Below are 19,704 nucleotides of genomic sequence, written 5' to 3'. Positions count from 1 at the left end.
ACAAAGGCTTTGAGATCTGGGTGCTGCCGATCCTTGCGTACGGACCTCCCACGCCAGACACCCCCTACCACTACAACGGGTACGTATGTCGACCCGGGGCCGACGTGCATCATGCCGGGCAACGCACCCAGTTTTATGAACTCGGCAACGTCTTTGAGACCGAAGCAAAGGCACTGGATGCGGCCTATCATGCGGGTCGCGACATCGTCGACAAGATGAGTGACAACGGCTGAGTAGCCGCTGACTAGCGACCGAGCGGCGGTGAATTTCAAGTCCACCACCGCTTTTCCATTACTGCGATGCCACGCTCAGCAGCACCGGTTTGTCGCGATACAGCGTCGGATAAAGGCGCTTCAGGTTCTCGACCTTCGGCATGTCATTGATCGCGATATACGGTGCATCCGGATGCAGCGTCAAATAATTCTGGTGATAAGACTCGGCGGGATAAAAGCCCTTGAGCGAATCTGTCTTCGTCACGATCGGCGAGGAAAATACATGCGCTTTGTCGAGTTGCGCGATATAGCTTTGCGCGATGTGTTTTTGCATGTCGTTGGCCGGGAAGATTGCCGAACGATATTGCGTTCCGCTGTCCGGGCCTTGCCGGTTCAATTCCGTCGGATCGTGAGCGACCGAGAAATAGATCTGCAGCAACTTGCCATAGGTAATCTTCGTTGGGTCATAAGTGATCTGCACAGACTCGGCATGACCCGTCTGACCCCCGCTGACGGTCTCGTATTGCGCGGTCTGAGGCTGACCACCAGAGTAGCCCGACACAACTTTCGTCACGCCATTGACGTGCTGGAAGACGCCTTGAACGCCCCAAAAACAACCGCCTGCCAGCACTGCGGTTTCCTGGTGCGCTCCGTTCACGGGTTCGTCGAGCGTGGGCGGGGCAATGACGACCGCGGCTTCTGATGAATGTGCTGGATGCATGGATGCGAACAGGATACCGACGCCCAGGCCAATGGCCGTCAACAGCGCCGCGCCCCGCGAACGCAGAAACGTGGCAGGATTTTGCTTCGTGGAAATCATGGAGAACCTCCGGGTTTGAGGACGACGCGCTTTAACTGACGCCCGGCGATCACATGCCCGGGCGGGCGCTTAAGCGTCGTCCTTTTGCGCCATGGTAGCGCGCCCGGAGACGGGTGGAAGCTTGATGACAAAGATGTCATCGACAGGTCATGGAAAGGTCAGGACGAGGTGCCGCAGTGTTGCCGAGGTGCTGCAAATCACGGGGTAAACAACGAGCAGGGAATGCTCGTCGCCGAAGGTTACAGGCACGACGCGGAAAGTACAAACCGCGCGCGCCAGCACAGTAAAGATTGCTTGGTCGATGTGCAAAAAATCTTGTGCATCGACCTGCGCTTGCCCTCTCCTGCTTGCCTCGTTCGTTACGTCGCCTGCGGAACGGGTGCGCGTCGCGGTGTGACCATTGATACAACAAACGCCACCACAATATTCAGCGCCAATGCAATCAGGCCGATATACAGCGGATACGTCGCCCCACCCAGATGCAACGCGAACACCGGCTTCAAACCCTGCGCGATCGCCATGCCGGTTCCGAGCACGATTCCGGCCAGCCAGCCGAGGAACAGCCCCGGCGTGTTCAGGCGCCGTGTATAAAGCGAAAACACAATGGCCGGGAATATCTGCAGGATCCACACGCCACCGAGCAATTGCAGATCGATTGCATATTGCGTCGGCAGGAACACGATGAACAGCAGCGCGCCGAACTTCACCACGAGCGACACCAGCTTGGCTGTCTTCGCTTCCTTCTCGGGCGTGATATCACGCGCCATCAGCGGCCACAAATTACGCGTGAACAGGTTCGCTGCACCAATCGACATGATCGCGGCCGGCACAAGCGCGCTGATCGCGATGGCCGCGGCTGCGAAGCCAACGAACCACGACGGGAACAACTGGCCGAATAACGCGGGCACGACGTCGGACGCGGATTGCACCTTGATGCCCGCAGCAATTGCCATGTAGCCGAGCAACGCGATCAAACCGAGCAGCAGCGTATAAGCCGGCAGGAAGATGGCGTTCTTGCGTACGGTGGCAGCCGACGACGACGACAATACCGCGGTCATGGTGTGCGGATACATGAAGGCCGCGAGCGCTGAGCCTAAAGCAAGCGATGCGTACGCGGTGAATTGCGTCGGCTTGAGGAGAATCCCGGTCGCACCGCCCTTGGCCTGGAAGAACTGATCGGCGGCATCGAACACATGCGCATAGCCGCCGAGTTTCGATGGAATCAGCCAGACTGCCGCGATCACCACGATATAAATCATGATGTCCTTCACGAACGCGATCATGGCCGGCGCGCGCAAGCCGCTGGTGTAGGTGTAGAGCGCGAGGATCACGAACGCAACAATCAGCGGCAACTCGCCGCTCACGCCCAGACCCTTGATCACGACCTGCATACCCACCAGCTGCAATGCAATGTACGGCATGGTCGCGACAATCCCCGTCACCGCCACGGCCGCCGGGAACCACTTGCCGCCGTACTCGCCTTGCACGTAATCGGCTGCCGTAATATGGTTCTTCGCGTGCGCGACCTTCCATAGCTTCGGCATGACGGCAAACACAAACGGATAAACAATGATGGTGTAGGGCAGCGCGAAGAAACCATAAGCGCCTACGGAATACACCAACGCGGGTACGGCAATGACGGTATAGGCGGTATAGAAATCGCCCCCTACCAGGAACCATGAAATCACAGTGCCAAACTGGCGGCCGCCCAAACCCCATTCATGCAGTTGCGTCAGGTCGCCGCGCTTCCAGCGCGCCGCGAAAAATCCCACCACCGTCACCAGCAGGAAGAAGGCGATGAAGACGGTCATGGCTACCGGATTGACCGGAACGATATCGCTCATTTGACACCTCTATACACGATGTAAATGATGAGCGAGGTCAGCGGCACCCATAGGAACTGGTACCAGTAGAAGAATGGGAAGCCGGCGAAAGACGGACGGATATCGTTATAAAAAGGCAGCCAGAGCAAGGCGACGTAGGGAATGAGCAAGACCAGCCAAAGCCAGGAATGCTTTGTCTCTTCTGATGTTTTCATAGTAGTTTGATTCGTGATAGAGGTTCGACCTGTCGCGCTTCGCGGCAGCCGGGCGCTGCGGCGAAGCCCGGAATAAGGACACCCGGAATTATGTTCGAGTTTTCGAAGATGTGCTGAATGCCCCGGGCAGGAGGGCTTGGAATGCTGATGGATCGGGGAGATTGAAGCAGTCTGCGGGGAGCAGTCGGTTTTTAATGCACGTCGGTCTTCGGCCTCTATCCGTGCCAGTGCGGAATACCGCTTCGTTCCTTTGCAAGGCCGCAAAGGAACGAAGCCTGGAAGCATGGAACGCTTAGGACTGTTGCCCGAGCAAATCCGCAAGTGCAATCGCAACAGTTTTTGTCGCGACCTTCAAGTCTTCGAGTGCAACCCGCTCATCGGCCCGATGTCCGTTAGCCTCAAGCAGCGTCCGCGGACCGGCGCCGTAAATGACAGTCGGTACACCCGCCTCGCAATACAAACGGGCATCGGTATAAAGAGGCACGCCCTCGGTAGGAATGTCGCGCTGCAACGTAACCAGCGCTGCGCGTTGCAACGCTTGTGACAAGCGCTCTGCGCCGTCAAGCGAGCGCAACGGCGACGTAACCAACACCTCTTCTATCTCCACGCCAATGCCTGGCAGGCCTCCCACCGACGCCATGATCAGCGTCTTCAATTGCCTGAGCACGTCTTGCGGATTCTCCTCCGGCACCACGCGCCGGTCGAGCCGCATACTCACCTTGTCGGGTACCACGTTCGTGTTGATGCCGCCTTTGATCAGACCCACCACCAACGTAGGATGATCGATGCCCGGCGTCTCCGAATGGATCTCGCGCAATGCGGCCCTGTGTGCGTACAGCGCATTCAGCACCGCCGTAGCGGCCTCCAGCGCGTCATGCCCGGTATCGGGCCGCGCCGCGTGCGCCGACTTGCCCCGTACCGTGACTTCCAGATGGATCGCGCCATTGTGTGCGGTCGTGATCGAATAGGAAAAACCTGCACAGATGGCGTAATCGGGCTTCACAATGCCCTGCTTCAGCAACCACCCCGGGCCAATCAGGCCGCCGGTTTCTTCGTCATAGGTCAGGTGCAGCTCCACCGTTCCGCCGAGCGTCGCACCACTCTCGATCAATGCCTTCAACGCGAACGCATAAGTGGCGAAGTCCGACTTCGATACCGCCGCTCCGCGCCCGATCATGAAACCATCGCGAATCTCGGCACCGTAGGGATCGGCGGTCCAGCCATCGCCGGGCGGCACCACGTCGCCGTGCGCGTTCAGCGCGATCACCGGCCCCGCACCAAAGCGATGGCGAACCACCAGGTTCGTCGCGCTGATCATGCCGGCGCGCGTGACATCGTCGGCCGGCACGACGTGACGCTCGACCGTGAAGCCGATCCGTTCAAGCCATTGTGCCGCCATCTCAGCGTGGCCCGCGCAATCGCCCGGCGGATTGTCCGAAGGTTTTTGCACAAGCGCGGCAAGAAACTGAACCTCCTGGTCAAAGTGATGATCGACGCAGTCGGTAAGGGTCGAGGCGAGAACGGGTGAGGTCATGAGCGGCGGTCTATCTAGGTAATTGGCTGGGGGTTGGCTGCATGGTAACGAGTAACGCTGCTGCCGGCGAGCAGCGCCAGCTTAGCGGACCCGCCCCATCAATGGGTGAGCGCACCCGAATGCCGCCCATAACAGATCGCAATCAATTTATCGCGCTTAAGCGCGGTTTTCATCGAAGAATATTGCACCGGAGCGTAAGCGCCGCGTTTGTTTCGCAATCAATTAACGGCCATTCTCAGCTAAGCTTTCAGGCATGGGCACGCGCTCCCCAGACGGCGGCGAGACGCGGATTTCCGTCAGGCACGGACACAATAATTCACCGGAATACGCTTCAATGAACCATAGAGACGATGCTGCGGCGCTCGACCGCGACGATCCACTAGCCGGTTTGCGCGACCAGTTCGCGCTCGGCCACGACACCATCTATCTGGACGGCAACTCGCTTGGCGTACCGCCCAAGGCTTCAGCCGCACGCGCCACCGCCGTCATAACCGGCGAATGGGGCGACGGTTTGATCCGCTCGTGGAATACGGCGGGATGGTTCGCGTTGCCCAAGCGGCTTGGCAACAAGCTGGCTCCGTTGATTGGCGCAGCCGAGGACGAAGTGGTCGTCACCGACACCATCTCCATCAACCTGTTCAAGATCCTGTCGGCAGCGCTGCGGGTAGCCAACGAACGCGATCCCAAGCGTCGTGTCATCGTCTCCGAACGCTCGAATTTCCCGACCGATCTCTACATTGCTCAAGGCGTGATTGAACAACTGGATCGCGGATACGAACTGCGTCTCGTGGATCACGCATCCGAGCTCGCCGGTGCTATCGACGAGAACACGGCCGTTGCCATGATCACGCACGTGAACTATCGCACGGGGGCCATGCACGACATGGCCGCGCTAACCCGTATGATTCATCAAGCGGGCGCGCTCGCGGTGTGGGACCTGGCGCATTCGGCAGGCGCGGTTCCGGTCGATCTCAACGCCGCCGGTGCGGATTACGCCGTCGGCTGCACCTACAAATATTTGAATGGCGGACCGGGTTCGCCCGCGTTCATCTGGGTGCCGAAGCGGCTGCAGAATGTTTTCTCGCAGCCGCTGTCCGGCTGGTGGGGCCACAAAAAACCGTTTGAAATGAGCCCTGAGTACCGGCCCGATGACGGTATCGGACGGTTCCTGTGCGGCACGCAACCTATTGTCTCGATGTCGATGATCGAATGCGGCCTCGACGTATTCGGGCAAACCGACATGGCCGCGTTGCGCCGGAAATCGCTGGCGCTGAGTGACTTGTTCATTGAACTCGTGGAGACGCGTTGCAGCGAATTTCCGTTGCAGCTCGTGACGCCGCGGGCACATGCTGAACGCGGGTCGCAGGCAAGCTTCGAACATCCGCATGGGTATGAGGTCATGCAAGCGATGATCGCGCGCAACGTGATCGGCGATTACCGCGAGCCGCGCATTTTGCGCTTCGGCTTCACGCCGCTTTATACGCGCTATGTGGATGTGTGGGACGCTGTTGAAACATTGCGCGACGTGCTCGCGACTGAAGCATGGCGTGCACCCGAGTTCGCCGAACGTGGCGCGGTTACCTGACACAAGCGGAGAACGCGCGATGACACAATCACACGAAAGCGAAGGCACGGGCGGCTGTCCCATGGGGTATGGAACGGCAGGAATCACGGGAACCACTGGAACGGCAGGCGACGCTGCGCAGAAGCCCGAAGGCTGGCATGACGCACAGCTCGACTTCTCCAGTTCGATGAGCTATGGCGACTATCTCTCGCTCGATACGCTCCTGTCGGCGCAGCACCCGCTCTCGCCTGATCACAACGAGATGCTGTTCATCGTGCAGCACCAGACGAGCGAGTTATGGATGAAGCTCGCGCTGTATGAGCTCCATGCAGCGCTCGCCGCCGTGCATCGCGATGATCTTCCGCCTGCGTTCAAGATGCTTGCGCGTGTTTCGCGCATACTCGATCAGCTGGTCCAGGCGTGGAGCGTTCTCGCCACCATGACTCCCTCCGAATACACGGCGATGCGGCCTTATCTGGGGGCATCGTCCGGATTCCAATCGCATCAGTACCGGCAAATCGAATTCCTGCTTGGCAACAAGAATGCGCAGATGCTCAAGCCGTACGCGCATCGTCCGAACGTGCTTGCCGAGGTCAAGGCGACGCTTGACGCCCCCTCGTTTTACGATGAAGTCATTCGCCTGCTTGCACGCCGCGGTTTTCCGATCGCACCGGAAAGGCTGGAGCGTGACTGGACCCAGCCGACCACGCACGACGCCAGCGTGGAAGCCGCGTGGCTCAAGGTGTATCGCGAGCCGACCCAGCATTGGGAGCTCTATGAGATGGCGGAAGAGCTCGTCGATCTTGAAGACTCGTTCCGGCAATGGCGCTTTCGCCACGTCACCACCGTTGAGCGGATTATCGGCTTCAAGCAAGGCACGGGCGGAACCAGCGGTGCGCTCTATTTGCGAAAGATGCTGGATGTCGTGCTGTTTCCTGAGTTATGGCACGTCAGGACGTTGCTCTGAGCGTTTGATTGAGTGGTTCATTTAGAACAGCGCTTGTCGCACGGATCTTCGAAAAACCCAAAGGCCGTGCGAGTAAAACGGACACGCTCTGACAAGCGGCCCGCTTTGTCCGATAATGTCTCGCATGAAAATGCTCCCTACCCCCCGTCTCATGCGGCGTGCTTTCCTGGCGTTGCCCGCAGCCATGCTGCTAGCGTCGTGCGCGACACCTACCGCACCGATATCACTCGATACCGCCATTGCCGCGCCGTATCGTGGCGAAAAAGCGCAGGCGCGCGATGTTTATAGACACCCGAAAGAGACGCTGGAGTTCTTCGGCCTTGCGCCTAACCAGAGCGTGCTGGAGATCGCGCCGGGCGGCGGCTGGTACACGGACATCCTCGGGCCTTATTTGCGCGCACGTGGCACGCTTTACGAAGCGCAATATCTGCCGCCCCAAGGGGGGCTTCCTGCTGGTGAAGCAAAGAGCAACGCCTTGTTCGAGCGTAAGCTCGCTGCCGCGCCCGACGTCTTCGGAACGGTTGTGGTCGGCACGTTGCAATCAGGGCAGTTCAGCGGCTTTCCCGCCGGGCTGCAAGTGGATCGTGTGCTGACGTTCCGTAATATTCATAACTGGATAGAAGACGGTCAGGTCGATGCCAACTTGCGTGCGTTCTATTCGGTCCTGAAACCGGGCGGCGTGCTTGGTGTGGAAGAGCATCGCGCAATACCGGGTACATCGGTTCAGCAAATGATCGATACCGGCTATATGACAGAAGCCTACGTGATCGAGCATGCACGGGCAGCGGGTTTCAAGCTTGCGGCGCGTAGCGAGATCAACAGCAATTCCCGCGATACGAAGGACTATCCAAACGGCGTGTGGTCGTTGCCGCCGACCTACCGTGGCGGCGATACTGACCGCGCACGCTTCGCAGCCATTGGCGAATCCGACCGGATGACGCTGCGTTTCGTCAAGCCGTAGGATCGTCAAGCGGGTGGTTCTCAACCCGTAAGCAAGCACGCGCGCCCGCAAGCCCGCCGCGACGCGCGCTAGCCGATCTCACCGCCGCCAGTTTGAATCACCTCTCCTGCGAAAAGAATCATTTGCAGAGATAGGTCTCGTGGACAACACGTTCATTACGCGGCATGTCAGCGGATGCCGACGCTGGATGGGTCGCAAGCGGGACCGTAGCTTGCGTGCCAGTCGCAGATCGGCAGACCACTCCTTTTCCAACGTTTGAATCACAAGGCTATTCATGATCGAAGTCCATCATCTAAACGAATCCCGGTCGCGCCGTATTACGTGGCTGCTCGAAGAACTTGGACTCGACTACACCGTCCATGCTTACCAGCGCAATCCAAAGACCCGGCTTGCGCCGCCCGAACTAGAAAAGATTCATCCGCTGGGCAAGGCGCCCGTGATTCGCGACGGCGACGAGGTCATCTTCGAGTCCGGTGCGATCATCGAATACCTGGTGCGCAAGTATGGCAACGGCCGTCTTGCGCCCGCGGCGGATTCGCGTGACTACAATCGCTATTTGCAGTTTCTGCACTATGCAGAAGGTTCCGCGATGTTGCCGCTCATGCTCAAGCTCTACACGAGCCGGCTTGGCGATGGCGCTGCACCATTGCAGCCACGCATCGAAAGTGAAATGCAAAGGCACCTTGGCTTTCTGAACAGCGAGCTCGCAGGACAGGACTATTTCATTGGGAATGAACTGACGGGCGCGGATGTTCAACTGTCGTTCGCGGTCCAGATGGCCGTGAAGTTCTGCGGCGAAGAGGCATACCCCAACCTCACCGCGTTCGTCCGGCGTATTGAAGCGCGTGACGCGTATAAGCGGGCGATCGAGAAGTCGGGGGAGTGAAAAGCTTTGTGCGTCGTTGGCGGGGGCAAGGAACGCTTGCTTAGCCAACGACGCTCACGCCAATCAACAGTGGCTATTAAATTGCCATGTTAAGGGTAGCTATTGCAAGCTGTTTCCTAACGGCCACGACCGGCAGCAACGCTCGCGAAGCCCTCAGCCACGGCGTCGCCAAACACAGCGGCTGCACCCTTTAGATTGCCTAACTGAACAGAGTGGATCAGCCAGATATCGAGACTTAGTGAAAAATCTTTCACCTCAACAATAGATAGTTCGGCATACGAATCACTCCGGCGAAGCACAGTCCGCGGCACAAGCCCCAAACCGAGCCCCGCAGCAATCAACTTCAGTTGCATCTCGGTGCCGTGCGTATCCACGCTCAACTTGAGCTCGCGCCCGGCGCCTTGCATCGCCCGGTCAAGCGCGGCACGGTAGCCGCAACCCAACGGATTCAGGATCCATTCCTGCTCCGCAAGCGCCTTGATGGTTGAACGACGCTCAACCACCGGCCGCCTTTTGCTCTGGACCACCAGCACCTCGAGCGTTGTGATAAGCCGGCCTGCCATATTGTCCGGCAGCGTGCTGGGAGAGGGCAACAGCAACGTGGCCGCGTCGAGTTTCCCAAGACTGACCTGCTGCAACAAGCCCGTGCTCCACTCGGTATGCGACTGAACCTCTAGCGCCGGAAATGCCGCTTTCAGACGCATCACCGCGTCGAACAAAACGATCTCCGCTATCACTTGCGAAAGGCCTAGGCGAAACGTCCCGCTCGGCACAGCGTCTTCCCGGGAAATCTCAAGCAGTTGATTCACGCTGCGCATGAGCGGAACAGCGTGTTCGTAGATTCGGCGCGCAAGCGCGGTTGCTTGAGGCGGCTTGCTGTTTCGGTCCAGGAGTTCCGCGCCAAGTACAGCTTCAAGATGCTGAATCCGCCGCGATATGGCCGATTGCGTCAGCGACAGCACATCCGCCGCCCGAGTCAACGAATTTTGGTCAATTACCGCAACCAAGGTTTTAAGATCTTCGAATAACATGCTTGATTCTCATGGTTCGTATGAAAACTATGCGCTTGATGCAAGTTATCACCTAGTCTAATCTTCAATGGCGAACCATGCGAAGCGATATTTTTTAATGCACGGCGCAAATTCTGACCGCCACAACTTGCCACGCATGTCGTGGCCAGCGCGCCCTTATTTCCCACTTAATCCTGAGGTCAAAGCCATGCCACTCGTTCGAATTAATCTCGCGCAAACTGCGTCACCGGAAGTCGTTCAGGCAATCAGCGACATCGTGTACGACGCAATGATCAATGTCGTCAAAGTGCCCGAGCACGACAAGTTTCAGATCATCACGCGCCATGCGCCTGACGAATTGATCTACCCGGCGGAGGGATACCTGGGCGTGACCTACACGCCGGGGATCGTATTTATTCAGGTGACATGGAACACCGGCCGCACGACTGAAATGAAGAAAGCGTTTTACCGCGCGGTGGCGGATGGCATACATGCCAAGACGCGCGTACGAAAGGAGGATGTCTGGATCAACCTGGTCGAGGTGAACCGGGAGGACTGGTCGTTCGGCAATGGCGATATGCACTACGCGCCGAAGTAGTCGCCATGTCCGGGCAGGCGTAATGAAGCACTGCCGGTCGCGCACGAACGTGCACAAACGCGGCCGGCGGCCATTCGATCACGCGTTAATGCGGACGCCTGTGATTCAAAGCGATGAACACACCCATCAGCGTGACAAAGGCCAGCACGAGCAAGCTTGCGTTGAGCAGCACATGCGGATAGCCAAGTTCACCGACATCAATAAACGGATACGGATAAAAGTCCGACGTACTGCCGCGCCAAAGCGTGATGCAAAGATAAGCTAGCGGATAGATCAGCCACAGCAGGCATTGCCGCAAAGTCAGATGAAAGCGCGGCACGAACAGCACCCAGTAGATTGTCGACAACACGGGAATAACAGTGTGCAGACATTCGTTGAGCATCGCCCGGTATCCCGAAGGCGTCCATAGGTGACGCAGCAACAGGTTATAAGCCAGCCCGACAAACACGATGTACACCACGACCGCTGTCACCACCGGCGGCTGGCGAAAAAATCTCCCGAACGGCGAGCGGCCAAGCGCGGCGACACACGAAAAACAAAGGGCAACAGCAAATACGGTCAGGTTCGTCAGATAGCTGCTAAGGCGCTCAATCCCATCGAATACGCTTAGGCCCCTGGCTAGCATCCGGTGGACCGTGATATCGGTTTGCGCCGCGAGCGCGAGCCACGCTATTGTCGCGATGCACGCGGCCAGCAATAACGACGCCGTGCCGGGCGTACGCAAGGGCAACGCGTGCTCTGCCCCCGCCGGTGGTGGGCTTTGCATAGCGCGGTGGGTCTGACTTTCCGGCGGCGAGGAAATCGAGGAATTCGGCTTGAGCATGCCTCGATTTTATACGCGGCCAGTCAGCGCTGCAGAGCTGCAGAGCTGCAGAACGGCGACCAGCCGGCGCAAGCACGTGCAATCAGGCTCAGGATATCTTGAAGATGTTTTGCGACCCGCGTACGTACAGCCCCTCGGCTTTCAGGAGGATGCGTTCGCGATAAAGATCGAAGGCGGCGAGTACGGCGGATTCGTCCGACCCCATTTGTGGATTGAAACTCGATAGAGCTGCATCGTCTATCTGGAATGATATCTCGCGCGAACCGTCATACCCCCAGAAGCACACGCAGTGCCGGGAGTTGTCGTAGGAACGGCTAGGGTTCGGGAAATTGAGTTTCATACGTCATCCTAGTCCTATTAGCGTGACGCGCGCGACGGTGTTATTCCTAGTAGTTACCCTGACTTGGCGATCCTCACGACAAGCATAATGTTCCGACTCCAGGAAAAATCAGGAAGCAATTGCCACTAGCAGCCAACAGGCACTTAAGCCTTAAGCCGCACTCTCCTTGTACGGCTTTTGTAATGAACCTGGGACATCGACGCTCTCGCATCGCGCCCTCCGGTTCAAGTAGACTCTGGTGCCACGCAAGCGATCGAACCCTCGGCGCCTTGGTTGCAGGCGCGTCGCTGGCTCTACCTGAAATACCTTCGCCGCCTTGTGAAACCTGCCAACTTCCGCCTCACCGCCGCCGTTGTAGCCAGCGCGCTTTTTATGCAAAACATGGACGGCACGATCGTCGCGACGGCGCTGCCCGCCATGGCGCGCGACTTGGGCGTTGACCCGGTGCATCTGAGCAGTGCCATTACGGCTTATCTGGTGGCGTTGACGGTGTTCATTCCGGCTAGCGGATGGGTTGCCGATCGCTTCGGTGCGAAGCGTGTCTTCATGTGGGCGATCGCAACGTTCACGCTCGCTTCGCTCGCGTGCGCCGCGGCCGCGAACCTCCCGCAGTTGATTGCTGCGCGCATCGTGCAGGGAATCGGCGGCGCCATGATGGTGCCGGTCGGGCGTCTGATCCTTTTCCGTGGCGTCAAACGCGAGGAGTTATTGCAGGCGACTACATGGCTCACCATGCCTGCTCTCATCGGCCCCTTGATGGGACCGCCACTAGGAGGTTTTCTCACCGATACCCTCTCGTGGCGCAGCATCTTCTGGGTCAACGTACCTGTGGGCATCGTCGGTCTGCTGCTGACCTGGCGCTTGCTGCCGGCCGCGCCTCCCGAACATCACGCGCCACCCGACGTTCGCGGAATGATGTTGATCGGCGGGTCGCTGACGCTGTTCATGACCGGTATTGAATGTGCGGGACGTGGCGTCCTGCCGCCGTTTGCGTCCCCTGCCTGCGTTGCGGCGGGCGTGGTGATGTTCTGGATGGCCGTCAGGCACTGCCGCCGCGTGGACGACCCGGCCGTCGATTTCTCACTGCTCTCCATACCCACTTTTCATGCGGCGACTATTGCGGGAAGCTTGTTTCGCGCCGGTGCTGGCGCGCTGCCGTTTCTCGTGCCGCTGACGTTGCAAGCCGGGTTCGGCTATAGCGCTTCCGCTAGCGGCCTCGTCACGTTCGCTAGCGCGCTAGGATCATTTTGCATGCGCCCCATGACATCGCTTGCACTAAGGCGCTTTTCCGTGCGCACCGTCTTGTGTGCGGGGAGCGTTTCGTTTGCCGCCGTGCTCGTGGTGTGCTCGTTCATGTCGCAGAATTGGCCGGCTGGCGGCATCTTCTTGTTGCTGCTCGTGGGCGGATTGTCGCGCTCGCTCAGCTTCGCCACCATGGGCGCACTCGCTTTCGCCGATGTACCCAAGGCCAAGCTTGCTGCCGCCACATCGTTTCAGGGGACCGCTCAGCAATTGATGAAGGCGGTCGGCGTGACAGTCGCGGCGGGGACAATTCAAGTCACCATGATCGTGGCCCCTGGCGCGCATGCTGAACGGTGGCAGTTGGCATCGGCTTTTATCGTTACCGCGCTCGTTGTCATTAGTTCTTATCCGATGTTCATGCGGATGCCCGCTGAAGCAGGAGAGGGAATTTCTGCTTCGCGAGGGTCCACACGCGGGCGCGCGGGCGAGGTCAAGTGACGCTATCAGGAGACGCTAGCTAAGCACCGATCAACACCCCGGTCCTGAATGGGACTGCGCCCGTTACACGGCCCATTGGTGCGCCGGCGATAACAAAGCGGATCGCCCGGCGCATATAAAAGACACCGTCGTTTTTCGTAGTGAGCGTAGTCACCTCGTCCGTGATCGGATCGACGATGTCGAAGACGGGGTCACCGGCTTTCAGATGTGCCCCAACCTGCGCGCGATACACCACCACGCCGCTTGCGGGCGCAATGAACTGCTCGCTGCCCGCCAGCGGCGTTGCAGGATGATTGAGCGGCGGCAACTCGCGCGCCTCGCCTTCGATCACACCCCGATAAGTCAGGTAGTCGACAATTGCGTCCGCGTCCTGCTCGGCGAACTCATAGGACACGTCGCGCTGGCCGCGATGCTCGACCGTCAGCGCAACGTTAGGCGCGGCGAGCGGCGTGCCCTCGCCCAGAAGCGCACGAACGTCGTTCCAGAGTTGCGTATGAACCTCGTCGAATGACTGGCCGCCCGAGTCCCCACAGAGCAGTACGCCGCTTGCACCCAGATACCGCGCGAGCGGTTCGACCGCCGGCCAGCTCGCTGGGCTCGTGTACAGGTGCATGGTCGCTTCAAGCGAACAGTGCAGGTCGAGGATGACGTCGGCATCGGCTGCCATGATCAGCATCTCGCGGCGCAAGGACTCGAATTCATTCTTCGGCTTGACGTCGGCGAGCATGTCGCATACAGCACGCCGCAACAAGCGCGTATTGCTGTCGGCGTCCTGCGTCCACTGGCTGCCGATGCGCTCGACCAAAGCAGCGGCAGCAGGCAGCGGAAAGCTGCGATTGAAGTTGTGGCCGCTATTCAACTCGAAGCGCCCAAGGAACTGTCCAAGCACATGCTGCGAGAGTCCGATCGGGTTCGCGACCGGCACCAGGATCACTTCGCCGAGAATGCGTCCCGCCTTTTCCAGTTCGATCAGCCGTTGCTTCAGGCGCCACGCGGTCAGCATGGCGGGTATTTCGTCCGCGTGCAGCGACGCCTGTATATAGATCTTCTCGCCCTTGCCCGGCGTACCGAAGTGAAAGCTGACGAACTCGCGGCGCGTGCCAATGAACGTGGAAACCAGCGGCGTGCTTTGGATGTGCATCGAATGCTCCTGAAATCTTGTTAGTTGCCGTAGACGTCGAAGTCAAAGTACTTGCGGGCGATCTTTTGATAAGTGCCGTCGGCACGCATGCCGGCAATCGCGCTGTCGATGCTGGCCTTGAGCGCACCATCGTCCTTGCGCAAGCCGATGCCCGTGCCATGGTCACCCATCTCAAGCGGTCCGCCGACAAAACCGAAACCCTTGCCTCTCGGTGTCTTCAGGAAGCCGTTATCCGCTTCCACCGACCCCAGCAGCGCCGCGTCCAGCCGGCCAGCCATCAGGTCTTCAAAGACGCCCTCCTGGCTTTGATACGCGACCACTTCCACGCCGCCCGACTGCCAGTTCTTCTGTGCATACGTCTCGAACTGCGTGCCGCTCTGCACGCCAATGCGCTTGCCGCGCAGACCCTCCGCGCTGACCGTCAACGGAGCGCCGGTCTTCGCGATCAAACGTGACTTGAACTGGAACAGCTTGGTTGAAAACGCGATCTGCTGCATGCGCTTTTCGGTGATGGCCATCGATGAGATGATCGCGTCGATCTTGCGTGCCTGTAGCGCCGGGATCATGCCGGAAAACTCCATCTCGACCCATTGGCAATGCATCGCGATGCGGCGGCAAATCTCGTTGGCGAGGTCGACGTCGAAACCGGTCACCGTGCCGTCCGGCATTTTTACGTCCATTGGCGGATACGTCGGATCAATGCCGAGGCGCACTACGTTCGCGTCTTTCGCGAGGGCCGGCATGGAGACGGTCAAGGCCGCGATCACGGCGGCGGCCAGCAACGAAGAGAGGGTTTTCATCGGCGCTTACTCAGTGGTCAGGACGGTGATGGGGATAACACGCCTGCATGGTACGAGTGCAAAATGCCACCAAACAGGGCCGATTTACTTATCATGATCACTTTTACCTATCACCGTGGGCGGATATCGTGGACCTCACCTTGACGCAACTTCGCGTGTTCGTGGCTGTTGCTGAAGCCGGCAGTCTCAGGGCGGCGGCGCGCAGCCTCGGCATTGCGCAAAGCGGTGTGACGCAACAGTTGAGGAAGCTTGAGACGAACGCGGGCGGTCCGTTGTTCGAGCGTGGGCATCGCGGCGCGCGCCTGACCTCGGTTGGGGAGCGCTTGCGGATTCGCGCCGACGTGATCCTGGGCGAATGCGTTCGAACCGAAAACGAAATGCGCCAGTTACGCGGAGAGTTGACGGGCCAGGTCTCGCTCGGCGCCGCGGCCGAAGCCATGATGCGATTATTTCCCGCGCTGCTGGCGAGTTTTCGCGAGCGCTGCCCGCGTATCGATGTTCACTTGACCAGCGCCACGTCGCGTGTCCTGACGGCGTGGGTGCGCGACGGCAGCCTGGATTTTGCCTTGGCGCTGGCATCGAACGAAGCGGATATCCACGATCTCGAAGCGACCACCCTGTTTGAATCGCCTGTCACCGTGGTCGCGCGGCGTGGTCATCCGTTAGGTCGCGCGCGCTCGCTACGGGCGTTGCAGGACTGCGAGTGGGTCAGCACCCGGCCTCGTCATGCAGGTGATGTCGCTAACCGCTTATCCACTTTGTTCGAGGACGCGGGGCTTGAACCGCCGCGTATCGCGGCCACGACCGAAGCGGTGTTCGATACGCTGCATTGCGTGGCGAACAGCGATTACTTGTCGCTCGAGCCCGTGCGTCTCGCGGCACATCCGTTCTTCAGGGACCACGTGGCGGTCGTTCCGATCAAAGAGCAGGCGTTGAGTACGCGCGTGTGCCTGCTGCGCCGCGCAGGTGTGCCGTTGACACCGGTCGCGCAGGAATTGGCGTCCATGGCTGTGTCGTTTGCGAGAATGCTGCCCGGGACCACGGTGACAGGCGAGGCGCCTGGTCAATGACACTCGATACGATTGCGCCCGCGCTCCTTCGCGCGATATAGGGCGGCGTCGCTGCGAGAGAGCGGTGCGTCGGCAGTTGCATCGGCCGCGTTCATGACGGCAATACCGATGCTGACCGTCAGCGCGATTCGCCAGTCGCATTCCGCCAGCGGCGCTTCCGCCATCCGTTGTTGCACGCGTTCCGCGAATGCCCTGGCATCGACCAGATCGGCATTCGGCAACACCACCGCAAACTCTTCGCCACCAACACGGCCCGCGATGCCCTGCGTACCCAGCTCAGCCTGAAGGATGGACGCGAAATGCCTGAGCGTCCGGTCGCCAACCGCATGCCCCCATGTGTCGTTGATCAATTTGAAGTGATCGAGATCGCACATGAGGATGGTCGCAAAACCCTCTTTCGCGCACCGGATCCGCGCCAGTTCCGCCTCGATCTGAACCATGAAATGGCGTCGATTCGGCAACTGCGTCATGAAGTCGATGGTCGCGAACTCCTTCAGTTCGGCCTCTATGCGCTTGCGTTCCGTCACGTCGGTAATGAAGCCGTGCCACAGCGTGCCGCCGTCTTCCAGCCGCCGGGGTTGCGCGTCACCCTGCCGCCAGCGCAGACCCTGTCGTGGCAATTCGACACGGTATTCGAGGTGCCACGGCGTCAGGCTAGCTGCGGATATTTCAAGGGAAGCGCGGTAAGCCGCGAGATCATCCGGGTGCACGATTGTGTTGATGACCGCCGCGCTCTTGGCAACCTGCTGCGGCGTGAGCTCGTAAATCTCTTCAATGCCCGCGCTCGCGTACGAAAAAAATGATTCGCCGCCCGGCAGCAAGCGATATTGAAAGACGAGACCCGGTACTTCGTTGGTCAGGCTGGTGATCAGGTCAACGTTCTCCTGCAGCCGTTCCGACATAGCGCGCATAGCCGTGATATCGGTAGTGGTGCCAATCATGCGCAACGGCCGGCCCGTGCTGTCACGGCTGACGACCTTGCCGCGGCTGGAGATCCATTTGTAACTGCCATCCTTGCACCGGATGCGATGTTCTACTTCATAGCTTGGCGTCTTCTGATTGAAATGCGCCTGGATGGCCGCTTGAACGTAAGCGAGATCGTCTGGATGGACGCGTTGGTAGCTGTCATTGAGTTGGTTGGTCAGTTCCCAATCCGCATAACCCAGGATGGCTTTCCATCCAGCAGAATAGTGGATCTCGTTGGTAACGATATTGCGATCCCAAATGCCCGTGCCACTGCCTGCAATGGCAAGCGCCATGCGTTTCTCGCGCTTACGCAGCGCGTCCTGGTCTTCTTTTAAATGCGCGGCCGACTGATCGCGCGCAAGGATCGCCTCTGCGAGCCGGGCAAAATCCCGCAAGCATTCGCGCTCGGCGTGGTCGAGGTCGTGGGGCGCGGTATCAAGCAGACAAAAGGCGCCGAGCGTTTCTCCGTTCGAATTCCGCAGCGGATATCCGGCATAAAAACGGATGCAGGGATTGTCCACAACAAGCGGATGGTCTTGAACACGGTTGTCGGCAAGGGTATCCGGTATGACGAGAAGATCGTCGTCACGTGTCTCGTCGTCAGGTATTGCCTGACCGCAAAATGAAAGCGCACGAGGGGTTTGCGCGAAGGCACGACCAGCCGCAAGACCATCGCATGAGCTGAACCACCGCCGTTGCCCGTCAACCCGCATGATGAGCGCGAGGCTCACGCCGAAGTGGCGTCTGGCGAGACGAGTCAGCCCGTCGAATCGTTCGTCCGGAAGCGTGTTCCCGTCGAGCGAGCGCAGGGCATGAACCGGGTTGCTTTCGTCGTCAAGTTTAATGGGGGCCAGCATATCCAGTTCTGTCGACGGTGCCTAGAGCAGTGCATACAGTCTATAACGACAATTCTCGCACGGAGTTTAACCCTGCAAGTCTGCACGGCATGCTCACGAGATGGCGGTTCAATTCGTATAGATCGACTTTGTGCGTACATTCCCCTGCTCAGCCGGCATGCAGATGCCGCGCGCGGCCCAATTTTCCATCATGCCCGTGACCGTGCCTTTGACCATGCGGCGCCGTTCTTCAGGTTCGTTCCGACCGGCTATCATGTTGGCCTGGGTAACGCTTCGAGCTTTGGGAAACACGGTCATGACAAGAAAGAAACCCGCGGACAGCGCGCCCCGCGAAACCGCTGCAATCCTGCGTCACTGGCACGACGCCGTACCCAACGACCGGCTGGCCCACCTCGTCAAGGACGCTGCGCGTTCGATGGTGCGCGCGATGCAAATGCGGCTTGCCGAGCATACCGTGTCGTACGGGCACTGGACGTTCCTGCGAATCTTGTGGGAGACAGATGGCTTGACGCAGCGCGAGCTGAGCACGCAGGCGGGGGTGATGGAGCCAACCACCTTTGCAGCCGTCAAGGCGATGGAGGCGCTGGGTTACGTCGAGCGTCAGCAGATGCCGGACAACAAGAAGAACGTGCACGTCTTCCTGACGACCGAGGGCCGGGCGCTGAAAGAGAAGCTCGTTCCGCTCGCCGAGGAAGTCAATGACGTCAGCGTGGTGGGCCTGAGCGAGCACGACATCAAGACCGCGCGGAAGGTGTTGCTGGCGCTGATTGAAAACCTGGCCGACGATGAACTGGGGTCCACGAATCCAATGCGTCGCGTGCCTTCAACGCGGGAGTTGGGACGGATCATTGCAGAGCGTGGGGATACGGTAGAGGACCGGTGACGGTGCGTTAAGAGGATCTGAGTCGCGTCGTTGCTTTTGTTTCGAATCGGGCGGCGCCACGCAAGTTGAAATCTGCGACTACCACTAGGATTCCTTACGACTCGCGAAATTCCACTCGACACACCCGGCGAGATCCTCGCGGAAGAATGGCTCGCCCCAATGGGCATTACTCAGTACGCGCTCGCGAAAGCCATAGAAGTACCGGCACGTCGTATCAATGAAATCGTGCAAGGGAAACGCGCCATCACGGCTGATACAGCTGTTCGTCCCGGTGCATTTTTTTGGCGTCGATCCACAAAGCTGGATGAACCTCCAGACGCATTACGATACCGAACAGGCGCGTGAAAAACTCGGCGATCGACTCACGCGAATCATGCGTAACGGTGCAGAAAACGGAGCGATCGCGTCGCTGCGCTAACCCTTAACCCACGAAGTGACGGCGGGTGGCGCGCGGCGCTCGCAACCCTCACATGAAAGCGCTGTGTATGCCCACC

The 19,704-nt window shown here is 59.3% G+C and carries 19 protein-coding genes and 1 pseudogene; 10 read left to right on the top strand and 10 right to left on the bottom strand.

Translation table 11 applies throughout. The features are described 5' to 3' along the window. Window positions 1-233: hypothetical protein (locus JWR14_RS34695; protein WP_299718515.1), on the top strand; the 233-nt coding region annotated here is incomplete at its 5' end. 58 nt (window positions 234-291) lie between these two features. Here JWR14_RS34695 and msrA read toward each other — a convergent pair. From msrA to JWR14_RS34675, 4 genes are all read right to left on the bottom strand, one after another. Beyond that, window positions 292-1,032, bottom strand: coding sequence for a peptide-methionine (S)-S-oxide reductase MsrA (msrA, locus tag JWR14_RS34690; protein WP_299718512.1), 741 nt, complete (start codon window positions 1,030-1,032; stop codon window positions 292-294). A 359-nt stretch (window positions 1,033-1,391) separates the two neighbouring features. Continuing rightward, window positions 1,392-2,876 (bottom strand): monocarboxylate uptake permease MctP, encoded by a 1,485-nt coding sequence (gene mctP / locus JWR14_RS34685; RefSeq protein WP_299718510.1) that lies wholly within the window; start codon window positions 2,874-2,876, stop codon window positions 1,392-1,394. Further along, window positions 2,873-3,070 (bottom strand): DUF3311 domain-containing protein, encoded by a 198-nt coding sequence (locus JWR14_RS34680; protein ID WP_299718508.1) that lies wholly within the window; start codon window positions 3,068-3,070, stop codon window positions 2,873-2,875. Before JWR14_RS34680 ends, mctP begins: the two co-directional genes overlap by 4 nt. Window positions 3,071-3,362: 292 nt before the next feature. After that, window positions 3,363-4,604, bottom strand: a complete 1,242-nt coding sequence (locus JWR14_RS34675; RefSeq protein WP_299718506.1) for a M20/M25/M40 family metallo-hydrolase — start codon at window positions 4,602-4,604, stop codon at window positions 3,363-3,365. A 334-nt stretch (window positions 4,605-4,938) separates the two neighbouring features. On the opposite strand from JWR14_RS34675, the gene kynU reads away from it, so the two are divergent. From kynU to JWR14_RS34655, 4 genes are all read left to right on the top strand, one after another. Then, a complete protein-coding gene (kynU, locus tag JWR14_RS34670) occupies window positions 4,939-6,189 on the top strand; it encodes a kynureninase (RefSeq protein WP_299718504.1) in 1,251 nt (416 codons plus the stop codon). A 19-nt stretch (window positions 6,190-6,208) separates the two neighbouring features. Then, window positions 6,209-7,135, top strand: coding sequence for a tryptophan 2,3-dioxygenase (gene kynA, locus JWR14_RS34665; protein WP_299718502.1), 927 nt, complete (start codon window positions 6,209-6,211; stop codon window positions 7,133-7,135). A gap of 184 nt (window positions 7,136-7,319) precedes the next feature. Continuing rightward, window positions 7,320-8,096 (top strand): methyltransferase, encoded by a 777-nt coding sequence (locus JWR14_RS34660; protein ID WP_299718521.1) that lies wholly within the window; start codon window positions 7,320-7,322, stop codon window positions 8,094-8,096. A gap of 274 nt (window positions 8,097-8,370) precedes the next feature. Continuing rightward, on the top strand, window positions 8,371-8,982 hold the full coding sequence (locus JWR14_RS34655; protein WP_299718500.1) for a glutathione S-transferase: 612 nt from the start codon (window positions 8,371-8,373) through the stop codon (window positions 8,980-8,982). A gap of 116 nt (window positions 8,983-9,098) precedes the next feature. Here JWR14_RS34655 and JWR14_RS34650 read toward each other — a convergent pair whose 3' ends face one another. Then, window positions 9,099-10,013: a LysR family transcriptional regulator gene (locus tag JWR14_RS34650; protein ID WP_299718498.1), complete on the bottom strand. Its 915-nt coding sequence runs from the start codon at window positions 10,011-10,013 to the stop codon at window positions 9,099-9,101. A gap of 187 nt (window positions 10,014-10,200) precedes the next feature. On the opposite strand from JWR14_RS34650, the gene JWR14_RS34645 reads away from it, so the two are divergent. Next, entirely contained in the window at window positions 10,201-10,590 is a 390-nt protein-coding gene (locus JWR14_RS34645) for a tautomerase family protein (protein WP_299718496.1), read from the top strand. An 85-nt stretch (window positions 10,591-10,675) separates the two neighbouring features. On the opposite strand, the gene JWR14_RS34640 is transcribed toward JWR14_RS34645, so the two are convergent. Continuing rightward, window positions 10,676-11,356, bottom strand: a complete 681-nt coding sequence (locus JWR14_RS34640) for a Pr6Pr family membrane protein (RefSeq protein WP_299718494.1) — start codon at window positions 11,354-11,356, stop codon at window positions 10,676-10,678. A gap of 145 nt (window positions 11,357-11,501) precedes the next feature. After that, entirely contained in the window at window positions 11,502-11,753 is a 252-nt protein-coding gene (locus JWR14_RS34635) for a DUF1488 domain-containing protein (protein ID WP_299718492.1), read from the bottom strand. Between the two features lie 318 nt (window positions 11,754-12,071). Here JWR14_RS34635 and JWR14_RS34630 point away from each other — a divergent pair, with 318 nt between their 5' ends. After that, on the top strand, window positions 12,072-13,493 hold the full coding sequence (locus tag JWR14_RS34630) for an MFS transporter (RefSeq protein ID WP_299718519.1): 1,422 nt from the start codon (window positions 12,072-12,074) through the stop codon (window positions 13,491-13,493). A 19-nt stretch (window positions 13,494-13,512) separates the two neighbouring features. On the opposite strand, the gene JWR14_RS34625 is transcribed toward JWR14_RS34630, so the two are convergent. After that, a complete protein-coding gene (locus JWR14_RS34625; RefSeq protein ID WP_299718490.1) occupies window positions 13,513-14,634 on the bottom strand; it encodes a succinylglutamate desuccinylase/aspartoacylase family protein in 1,122 nt (373 codons plus the stop codon). A gap of 20 nt (window positions 14,635-14,654) precedes the next feature. After that, entirely contained in the window at window positions 14,655-15,434 is a 780-nt protein-coding gene (locus JWR14_RS34620) for a transporter substrate-binding domain-containing protein (RefSeq protein WP_299718488.1), read from the bottom strand. Window positions 15,435-15,562: 128 nt separating this feature from the next. Here JWR14_RS34620 and JWR14_RS34615 point away from each other — a divergent pair, with 128 nt between their 5' ends. After that, window positions 15,563-16,504: a LysR substrate-binding domain-containing protein gene (locus JWR14_RS34615; RefSeq protein ID WP_299718486.1), complete on the top strand. Its 942-nt coding sequence runs from the start codon at window positions 15,563-15,565 to the stop codon at window positions 16,502-16,504. Here JWR14_RS34615 and JWR14_RS34610 read toward each other — a convergent pair. Continuing rightward, window positions 16,498-18,327 (bottom strand): diguanylate cyclase, encoded by a 1,830-nt coding sequence (locus JWR14_RS34610; RefSeq protein WP_299718484.1) that lies wholly within the window; start codon window positions 18,325-18,327, stop codon window positions 16,498-16,500. The genes JWR14_RS34615 and JWR14_RS34610 overlap by 7 nt on opposite strands. A 295-nt stretch (window positions 18,328-18,622) precedes the next feature. On the opposite strand from JWR14_RS34610, the gene JWR14_RS34605 reads away from it, so the two are divergent. Together JWR14_RS34605 and JWR14_RS34600 are read left to right on the top strand one after the other, a co-directional pair. Next, window positions 18,623-19,210, top strand: a complete 588-nt coding sequence (locus JWR14_RS34605; RefSeq protein WP_299718482.1) for a MarR family transcriptional regulator — start codon at window positions 18,623-18,625, stop codon at window positions 19,208-19,210. A 159-nt stretch (window positions 19,211-19,369) separates the two neighbouring features. Next, window positions 19,370-19,628 (top strand): annotated as a pseudogene (locus JWR14_RS34600) (HigA family addiction module antitoxin). Window positions 19,629-19,704: the final 76 nt, after the last annotated feature.

It is taken from the genome of Caballeronia sp., assembly GCF_028292365.1.
In the GTDB taxonomy this organism is placed as follows: Bacteria; Pseudomonadota; Gammaproteobacteria; order Burkholderiales; family Burkholderiaceae; genus Caballeronia.
This window is presented reverse-complemented; position numbering and strand designations above follow the sequence as displayed.